This is a genomic window from Saccharospirillum salsuginis (assembly GCF_014651855.1).
Taxonomy (GTDB): Bacteria; Pseudomonadota; Gammaproteobacteria; order Pseudomonadales; family Natronospirillaceae; genus Saccharospirillum; species Saccharospirillum salsuginis.
Genome location: NZ_BMXR01000013.1, coordinates 131,705 through 140,966 on the forward strand (window position 1 = coordinate 131,705; position 9,262 = coordinate 140,966).

A 9,262-nucleotide genomic window follows, 5' to 3' on the forward strand; every position below is an offset into this window, starting at 1 on the left:
TTTACTCCGGCCGCTTGCCCAGGGTGACGTCGGCCTCGAACATCCGTCGATTACGGGCGAGTGCCAGGGTCAGAGTGTCGCCGGGTTTATGGTTGGCGATGATGCTGATGGCTGCTTCCCGGCTGGACAACGGTTCCCCCTCGATACCGAGCAGGAGGTCGCCGGCTTGCAGGCCGGCTTGCGCGGCCGGGCTGTCTTCGATGACATCCACGACCTCGAACGCCCGGGTACGCAAGCCCAGTTGGTTCAGTTCCCGCGGCGAAAGCGTGCGAACATCGATGCCGAGATAGCCCCGCATGACCTGACCCTGTTCGATGATCTGATCGGCAATGTCCAGAGCGTGCGCGTAGGGAATGGCGAAACCAATGCCCTGATAGCCGCCGGTGTTGGAGAAGATTGCCGTGTTGATACCCACCAGATCACCGTGCGCGTTGATCAATGCGCCACCGCTGTTGCCCGGGTTGATGGCGGCATCGGTCTGGATAAAATCGGAGAACCGGGTGAGCCCCGGTTGATGCCGTCCGGTCGCCGATACGATGCCCATGGAAACGGTCTGGCCAACACCAAAAGGATTGCCCACCGCGAACACCAGATCTCCGACTCGCGCCCGGTAGCCGGTATCGATCGGGATGGGTCGCAGGGTGCCACCGTCAACGTGCAGAACGGCCAGGTCACTGTCCGGGTCCTCACCGATCAGTCGGGCGGCCCGTTCCTCATCCTGCGAGTTCACCACCACGATCCGCTCGGCATCTCGAATAACATGGGCATTGGTCAGAATATGACCGTCCCGGTCGAGTACTACGCCGGATCCGAGGCTGGTTTGCTGACGCTGGCGTTGCGGCATGAACTGTGAAAAGAAGGGATCGTCGAACAGGGGGTTGAGCGGTTCGGTTACGGTACTGTTGGTGTAGATGCTTACCACACTCGCCCGGGCGCGTTCGATGGCGTCGGCATAGCTGGGAATGGTTTGTTCCAGCGCTTCCCGGGTCGGGGGCGGCTCAGGCACAAGTTGGACTTTGGGCTTAGCGTCGGGCAGATTCCAGACAATCAACAAACCGGCGGCAAGACCGATGACCGCTGGGGCCAGCCAGAATCGAAGACTTTGATGTACATTCATGGCAGCATTGATTTCACGAATTTGAACAGTGACAACCACCGGGAGTGTACCATGACCCTGCACCGGGATGACCTGACCGCTTATCTGACGGATTTTCTGCAACCCGATACCTTCAAGGACTATTGCCCCAACGGTCTCCAGGTGGCCGGCAAATCCGACATCCGTCGCATCGTCACCGGGGTCACCGCCAGTCAGCGATTGATCGACGAAGCCATCGAGCGTCAGGCAGATGCCATCGTCGTGCATCACGGCTATTTCTGGAAAGGCGAACCGTCGCCCGTGACCGGCATCAAGCGTAATCGACTGGCGGCGCTGTTGGCACACGACATCAATCTGTACGCCTACCATCTACCATTGGACGCTCACCCGGAAGTCGGCAACAACGTTCAGCTGGCGCGTGAGATGGGGTGGGAAATCACCGGTGAAATTGAAGGTACGCTGGCGCTGATGGGACGTACGTCCGGACCCGAGACCGGAGCCAGCCTGCGCACCGCGCTGATCGACGCCATGGAATTCGACGTCATCCACGTCGGCGAGAACGAGGATGAAATTGAAACCATCGCCTGGTGCACGGGCGCCGCGCACAGTTTCCTGCAGCAGGCCATCGACGCCGGAGTGGATGCGTTCGTATCCGGTGAGATCAACGAGCCGACGGTGCATCTGGCTCGGGAGAGTGGGGTGCACTACTACGCCGCCGGTCACCATGCCACCGAACGCGGCGGGCCGGAGGCGCTGGGCCGTCATCTGGCTCAGCGATTCGGAGTATCGGTCGAGTTCATCGATTTGCCGATCCCGGTTTGAATTCCGGAATCGTTCTGCAGGTACGCACTTAACTACTCGGAGTAGGAGCGCAGGCCCTGCGCGACATCCATACCCTGGCTATGAGTCGAACATAATCGCGCAGGGGCCTGCGCTCCTACAGTAACAAGCAGTGGCCTACCCCGGGTCAGTCTTCCAGTACATCATGCTCGCGCAGCAGGCGAATCACGGCCTTGGGCGACGCATCATCCACCTTGAACCCGAACGGCGCTTCGGTGTTCCCGGCAATGATGGCGATCAGACCGGCGGCTTCGACATAGGGCGCCACCTGGAGCGCGTCTTCGGGCCGGACGATGACACAGGCATGACCGAGGTCGAACAGAGCACGTTCCAGCTCGACGGCCTGCTCGGCCGCATTGTCCACGGCCAACACCAGGGACACCGGCTTCTGACGATAACGCGCATTGCGCTCGGCTTCGGTCACCGGATGGGCGTCGTGCACCTCGGCGACGTCATCGATCATGCCGGCACCGACGGTGATGTTGGTTAACCGGTCGATGATGATGAAGGCGCCGGTATAGGGGTTCACGCCATAGGGGTCGACCACGACCGGTTTGTTCAACTGCAGCGTCACATCACCGATGCCGTTCAACGGCAACTGGTCGGCCAGATGGCTTTCCAGGGTGTTCACGTCGATCTGGCGGTGCAACTGACTGATACTGCCGGTGGCGGACTGGGTGCCGACTTTAAAGTCGTACTGTCGGCCGGGCACCATGGCATCGTCGTGCATCCACACCACTTTGGCTTTGAAGGCCTGGGAAACCAGCGGTGTTTCGTGCTCTCCGACCAGCATGTCGCCCCGGCTGACGTCGATTTCGTCGGCCAGCGTCAGGGTCACGGCCTGGGCCGGGAAGGCATGGTCCAGGTCGCCCTCGAAGGTGACGATGCGCTCGACGGTCGAGGATAGGCCGCTGGGCATCGCCACCACCTTGTCGCCCGGACGGACGATGCCGGAGGCGATGGTACCCGCGAACCCGCGAAAATCGAGGTTCGGGCGGTTGACGTACTGCACCGGCAGACGGAAATGTGCCGTGTCCCGATCCCGCGAGATCTCGATGTTCTCCAGCAGTTCCATCAGCGTCGGACCCTGGTACCAGGGCGAGCGCTCACTCAGGGTGACCACATTGTCGCCATCCAGCGCGGACATCGGCACGAAGTGGGTGTTGGGCAGATTCAACTGTTCGCGGAAAGCCAGATAGTCCGCCTTGATCTGTTCGAACCGTTCCTCGCTGAAATCCACCAGGTCCATCTTGTTCACGGCCACGACGACGTGTTTCAGGCCCAGCAAGTGGGCGATGTAGCTGTGGCGACGCGTCTGGGTCATGACGCCGTAACGGGCGTCGATCAGGATCACCGCCAGGTCACAGGTGGAGGCACCGGTCGCCATGTTACGGGTGTACTGTTCGTGTCCCGGCGTGTCCGCGATGATGAATTTGCGTTTGTTGGTCGAGAAGTAGCGGTAGGCAACATCGATGGTGATGCCCTGTTCGCGCTCGGCCTGCAGGCCGTCGACCAAAAGCGCCAGGTCGATCTTCTCGCCGGTGGTGCCGGACTTCTTGCTGTCCTGTTCAATGGCGGCGAGCTGATCTTCGTAGATCATTTTTGAATCGTGCAGCAAACGCCCGATCAGGGTGGATTTGCCGTCGTCGACGCTGCCGCAGGTCAGAAACCGCAGCAATTCTTTCTGTTCGTGTTGCTTCAGGTACTCGTGAATGTCCTGAGCGATCAAATCGGATTGGTGTGCCATTATTCGGGTGTCCTCACATGCTGAACCGGTCAGAAATAGCCTTCCTGTTTCTTCTTCTCCATCGATCCGGCGGAATCGTGGTCGATGGCGCGGCCCTGACGTTCACTGGTCGTGGTCAGCAGCATTTCCTGGATGATGTCGGGCAGAGTGTCCGCCTCGGATTCGACGGCGCCGGTCAGCGGATAGCAGCCGAGCGTGCGGAAACGGACCTTCTTGTACTGAATTTCTTCGCCCGGCAGCAGCTTCATGCGGTCGTCGTTGACGTTGATCAGCATGCCGTCCCGTTCGACGACTGGGCGCTCGGCCGAATAATACAGGGGCACAATGGGGATGCTTTCCAGATGGATGTACTGCCAGACGTCCAGCTCGGTCCAGTTGGACAGCGGGAAAACCCGGATGCTCTCACCCCGGTTGATCTTGCCGTTGTAAATGTTCCACAGCTCCGGACGCTGGTTTTTCGGATCCCAACGGTGATTGCGGTCGCGGAACGAATAGACCCGCTCCTTGGCGCGGGATTTTTCTTCGTCCCGGCGCGCGCCGCCGAATGCCGCATCGAACTTGTATTTGTCCAGGGCCTGTTTCAGAGCCTGGGTTTTCATGATGTCGGTGTGCTTGGCGCTGCCGTGATCGAAGGGGTTGATCCCCTGGCGAATGCCTTCTTCGTTGCGGTGAACAATCAGGTCCAGTTCGAAATCCTGGGCCATCTTGTTCCGAAATTCGTACATCTCCTTGAATTTCCAGCCAGTGTCGACGTGCATCAACTTGAAAGGGATGCGACCCGGAAAGAAGGCCTTGCGGGCCAGATGCAGCATGACCGCGGAATCCTTGCCGATCGAATACAGCATGACCGGGTTGTCGAATTCGGCGGCGACCTCGCGGATGATGTGGATGCTTTCCGCTTCGAGCTGTTGCAGATGGGTAAAGACGTCGTTTGACATAGTTCGTCCGTTTCGAGGGTTTCCAATCTGGACGAACTATATCAAAGCTTTTTGTTATTGTTGTTACGTTTATAAGATCATTTCAGAATAGATCTATTGCGTCTTCTTAGCTCCCGGTTCTACCTCATCCTGTTCGGTGTCGGATTCGGTCTCCTCGAAAAACTGCTCCCGCCGCAAACCGTAGGTTTCGGACAGTGTTCCTTCTTCGTGAGTGTCCTTGGGGGCATAGTCGCGTGGGGTGTCGAACTCCGATTCGGATTCCGTGGCCGGCGCCAGGTTCTGTAAGTCCTCATGGCTGGCCGCCCGGGCCGATTCCAGACGGTATTCCGGTGCGATCAGCTCGTCGGCGCCGCGATTCAGGTGGTCGCGGATGGCGTTGTAGTTTCGGTTGAGGTTGTCGATCAGCTCTGTGGTCCGGTTGAAATGCTCGGTGACGCTGACCTGGTAGTTTTGATGCTGACGCTTGAGATCATCGAGCTGCCGCTTGAGGCTCTCCGAGTCCTCGCCCCGGGATTTGATCCACAGACGACTGACCACCACACCGATGATGAAAGCGGCGAGCAGGGCGGCCAAGAGGGTAATCCAGTCCAATTGCAGCATGACGGTCTCCGTTGATAAACAAGTCGATGGTCGAAAAAAGGTACAGCGTTAAAAGTATAAGCCAGACGAGCGTGCTTACGTCTGGAAACATTTGTGCCCCGGGGTCATTGATTGTCCGGCCTGATGCCGTAAAATCCCCGGCCCTGATCCCCAGCTCGGAGTTGTCGATGACCACCCCCTGGTCCCGCTATCAGGCCGACCTCGAAAAACCCGGCTTTTCCCATGATCCGGCTCAGGAAGAAGCCGTCAAGGCTCTGCAGTCACTCTTCGACCAATTACTGGCACAGCGCGAACAGGAAAACAGCCTGACCGGCCGCCTGGGGCGTTTGTTCCGAAAGACGACGGAACCCGTTACCGGCCTCTATTTCTGGGGCGGTGTCGGTCGTGGCAAGACCTATTTGATGGATACCTTCTTCGACACCCTGCCGTTCGAAGACAAGGGCCGGATGCACTTTCACCACTTCATGCGCCGGGTTCACCGGGGATTGAAGGACCACAAGGGCGAAGCCAACCCGCTTGAGCCGGTCGCCGACGAAATCGCCCGCGAGTCCCGGGTATTGTGTTTCGACGAGTTCTTCGTCTCCGACATCGGCGACGCCATGATCCTGGCCAATTTGCTGAAAGCCCTGTTCCTGCGTGGCGTCACCCTGGTGGCCACGTCGAACATTGTCCCGGACGACCTGTATAAGGACGGGCTGCAGCGCACGCGGTTCCTGCCGGCGATCGACCTGTTGAACAAGCACACCCGCGTATTGAATGTGGATGGCGGGATTGACTACCGGCTACGCACCCTGAAGCAGGTTGAGATATTTCACTCACCCCTCGATGAATCCGCCGAGACCTCCCTGGAAACCAGTTTCAACCGCTTGGCCCCCGACCTGGAGGAGGCCGAAGACGACTACGCGCTGGACGTCCTGGGTCGGAATATCCATGTGCGCCGTATATGCGAGGACGTCGCCTGGTTCGATTTCAGGGCCTTGTGCGACGGTCCGCGTAGCCAGAACGACTACATCGAGATCGCCCGCTGCTTCCATGCGGTTCTGGTCAGCGGGGTCCCGGTCTTTCACGGCAAGAACGACGACATGGCTCGACGCTTTATCAATATGGTCGATGAGTTCTATGATCGGCAGGTCAAGCTGCTGATGACGGCCGAAGCGCCGATCGAGCAACTGTATCGAGACGGTCGACTCGGTTTCGAATTTCAGCGCACCATCAGTCGCCTGCAGGAAATGCAGTCCGAGGACTACCTGGCCAGGGAGCATCGGGGCTGACCCGATGGTTCCCGAGGATGCACCCATGAACCGACCCGCTTTCACACTGGGCGTGGTGATCACCACCTACAATTCCCCGCTCTGGCTGGAACGGGTGCTGACCGGCTATGAATGCCAGACCGACACCGACTTCGAGACCATCATCGCCGATGACGGATCCGGCGAGGAAACCCGAGCGTTGATCGAGCGGTTTCGGGCACGGAGTCGGCTCAGAATCCGGCATGTCTGGCATGAAGACGACGGTTTCCGCAAGACCGAGATCCTCAACAAGGCCATCGCCCAAACCGAGGCCGATTATCTCATCTTTACCGATGGTGACTGCATTCCCCGGGCGGACTTCATCGCCGTACACCGTCGCGAAGCCCGGCCGAACACCTTTCTCTCCGGTGGTTACCTGAAGCTGACCATGCCGGTTTCCCTGGCGATCACAGCCGAAGACATCCAGGCGCAGCATCCATTTAGCCGTGACTGGTTGGTCGCCCGGGGACAGCCCAGGAATCACAAACTCTGGAAGCTGGTGGAGTCGGCGCGAATGGCGGCCTGGTTGAGTCGCCTGACCCCGACCAAAGCGACCTGGAACGGTATGAACAGTTCGACCTGGCGCAGCGACCTGCTGGCCGTGAACGGGTTCGACGAGCGCATGCAATACGGCGGCCTCGACCGCGAGCTGGGCGAACGACTGTGGAATCACGGCCTGACATCGAAACAAATCCGCTACCAGGCCATCTGCGTGCACCTCGATCACAAACGCGGATACGCCAAGCCGGAGATTTGGGAGCGCAACTATGCGCTGCGCAAGGAGGTTCGTTCGACCGGACGGGACTGGACCCCGTTCGGCCTGGCAAAAGGTGACAAACCCGAATGACGGCACTGGATCCGAATATCGAGGTCATTCTCGGCAACTCCAATAAACGCTTCTCCGGCGTCACCAGCACCATGTTGCAGGTCCTGGAGGTGCAAAAAGACAAGGTCTCCCTGGTCGTTCTGGGTGGTCACCACCTGCCGGCCGATGTGCCGAGCGTTTCCTTCTGGCGATTGCTGCGACTGGCCCGCCGTCCACTGCCGGACGGTCGACCGCGCGTCTTCCATGCGCGCCGCAACGACGAAATGATTCAGGCGCTGCTGTTGAAAGCCCTCGGTGCGCGCCTGCGCATCGTCTTCACCTCGACCGCCCAGCGTCGCAAGACCTGGGTAACCCGGTTTCTGATGAACCGGATGGACGGGTTGTTATCGACTTGCACCGCCGCCGCCGACTATATGCCAACCCCGCCGGACCAATTGATTCCCCACGGCATCAATGTCGAGCGTTATCATCCAGCGGAGGATCGCGATCAACTGTGGCAACAGCTGGAATTGCCGGGCCGATACGGCATCGGCATTTTCGGCCGGGTGCGTCACCAGAAGGGGGTGGATTTGCTGATCGACGCCGCACTGAAGGTCCTGCCCGACCATCCGGATTTCACCGTGGTGATTGTCGGTGAAATCACCCAGGACCAGGCCGAGTTTGTCGAGCGTCAAAAATTGCGCCTGAAAGAAGCCGGTCTGGAAGACCGGGTCGTGTTCACCGGCAAACTGCCGTTCGACCGGATTCCGGACCATTTTCGGGCCATGTCCATCGTCACAGCCTTGAGTCGCAATGAAGGTTTCGGACTGACCGTGCTCGAAGCCATGAGCAGCGGTGCGGCCGTGATTGCCACCGAAGCCGGCGCTTGGCCCGACATCATTCGCGATGGAGAAAACGGCTATCTGATTCCGGTGGATGATGGTCGCGAGTTGGCGGATCGTCTGGAATCATTGATGACGGATGCCGTGAAGCGCCGGACACAGGCCGAGCGGGGGCGTCAAACAGTGCTCAGGGACTATACCGTTGAACGTGAAGCGCAGGCCTTGCTGGACTACTACGCCTGGCTCTCCCGGCGCTGAACCCTCAAGTCCTCAACAACCGGCATAACTCCTCGTAAGGGTGGGCACGGCCCACCGAAGTAGTTGACCGGGTCTCGGTGCCAGCCGATGGCGGCGTTTCAACGCTACCGACCCTGGTAAGCTTTTTTCAAAAACGCGTTGACTCTCAAAATCTCTCCCCTATAATGCGCCTCCGCTGTCACCGACAGCCGCTCGAAACCGGCGCTCAGGCGCGGTTCGGTCAACTCTCTAAAGAACTGATTCTTAACAGATTTTTAGAAAAAAGGAGTTGACAACAACGAGCGGAGGCGTAGAATACGCGCCTCTTCAAACGCAAGCCTACAGCCGCTTGCGTCGATCTTTAACATTGGGAATCAAGTAATTCGTGTGGGCGCTTGTGGGTCGACAAATAGAAGCTCAGCTTGCTGGGCATTCTCGATCGACAAGTGACCTGTCAGAAATTCTGAGAGGCGTGAATCCGGCTTTTGTCGGGTTCGCTTGCGAACGAGCCAAGATAAAGCAGTCTGCTTCGGCAGGGTGCATATTTTGAACTGAAGAGTTTGATCATGGCTCAGATTGAACGCTGGCGGCAGGCCTAACACATGCAAGTCGAGCGGAAACGATCCTAGCTTGCTAGGAGGCGTCGAGCGGCGGACGGGTGAGTAACGCGTAGGAATCTGCCCGGTAGTTGGGGATAGCCCGGAGAAATCCGGATTAATACCGAATAATCTCTGCGGAGGAAAGAGGGCTTCGGCTCTCGCTATTGGATGAGCCTGCGTCGGATTAGCTTGTTGGTGGGGTAATGGCTTACCAAGGCGACGATCCGTAGCTGGTCTGAGAGGATGATCAGCCACACTGGGACTGAGAC

General features: G+C 58.9%; 8 protein-coding genes and 1 rRNA gene. 5 read left to right on the plus strand and 4 right to left on the minus strand.

Annotated features, from left to right (window positions below):
* Nucleotide 1 precedes the first annotated feature (1 nt).
* Nucleotides 2–1,117, minus strand: a complete 1,116-nt coding sequence (locus IE111_RS21030; RefSeq protein ID WP_189612548.1) for a S1C family serine protease — start codon at nt 1,115–1,117, stop codon at nt 2–4.
* Nucleotides 1,118–1,168: 51 nt separating this feature from the next.
* Between IE111_RS21030 and IE111_RS21035 the strand changes: the two genes are divergently transcribed.
* On the plus strand, nt 1,169–1,918 hold the full coding sequence (locus IE111_RS21035) for a Nif3-like dinuclear metal center hexameric protein (RefSeq protein WP_189612550.1): 750 nt from the start codon (nt 1,169–1,171) through the stop codon (nt 1,916–1,918).
* A gap of 145 nt (nt 1,919–2,063) precedes the next feature.
* Here IE111_RS21035 and cysN read toward each other — a convergent pair whose 3' ends face one another.
* The 3 genes from cysN to IE111_RS21050 all read right to left on the minus strand — a co-directional run bounded on the left by cysN (nt 2,064) and on the right by IE111_RS21050 (nt 5,221).
* Complete coding sequence (gene cysN / locus IE111_RS21040; RefSeq protein ID WP_189612552.1) at nt 2,064–3,683, minus strand: sulfate adenylyltransferase subunit CysN; 1,620 nt, start codon at nt 3,681–3,683, stop codon at nt 2,064–2,066.
* A 29-nt stretch (nt 3,684–3,712) separates the two neighbouring features.
* Complete coding sequence (gene cysD / locus IE111_RS21045) at nt 3,713–4,621, minus strand: sulfate adenylyltransferase subunit CysD (protein ID WP_189612554.1); 909 nt, start codon at nt 4,619–4,621, stop codon at nt 3,713–3,715.
* Nucleotides 4,622–4,714: 93 nt separating this feature from the next.
* The gene (locus IE111_RS21050) at nt 4,715–5,221 is read right to left on the minus strand and encodes a Z-ring associated ZapG family protein (RefSeq protein WP_189612556.1); all 507 of its coding nucleotides are present in this window, start codon (nt 5,219–5,221) and stop codon (nt 4,715–4,717) included.
* Between the two features lie 167 nt (nt 5,222–5,388).
* Here IE111_RS21050 and zapE point away from each other — a divergent pair, with 167 nt between their 5' ends.
* The 4 genes from zapE to IE111_RS21070 all read left to right on the plus strand — a co-directional run.
* The gene (gene zapE, locus IE111_RS21055) at nt 5,389–6,492 is read left to right on the plus strand and encodes a cell division protein ZapE (RefSeq protein ID WP_189612558.1); all 1,104 of its coding nucleotides are present in this window, start codon (nt 5,389–5,391) and stop codon (nt 6,490–6,492) included.
* 25 nt (nt 6,493–6,517) lie between these two features.
* Nucleotides 6,518–7,357 (plus strand): glycosyltransferase family 2 protein, encoded by an 840-nt coding sequence (locus IE111_RS21060; protein ID WP_189612560.1) that lies wholly within the window; start codon nt 6,518–6,520, stop codon nt 7,355–7,357.
* Nucleotides 7,354–8,415, plus strand: a complete 1,062-nt coding sequence (locus IE111_RS21065; RefSeq protein ID WP_189612562.1) for a glycosyltransferase family 4 protein — start codon at nt 7,354–7,356, stop codon at nt 8,413–8,415. Before IE111_RS21060 ends, IE111_RS21065 begins: the two co-directional genes overlap by 4 nt.
* A gap of 527 nt (nt 8,416–8,942) precedes the next feature.
* Nucleotides 8,943–9,262 (plus strand): 16S ribosomal RNA (locus IE111_RS21070); the annotation flags it as partial.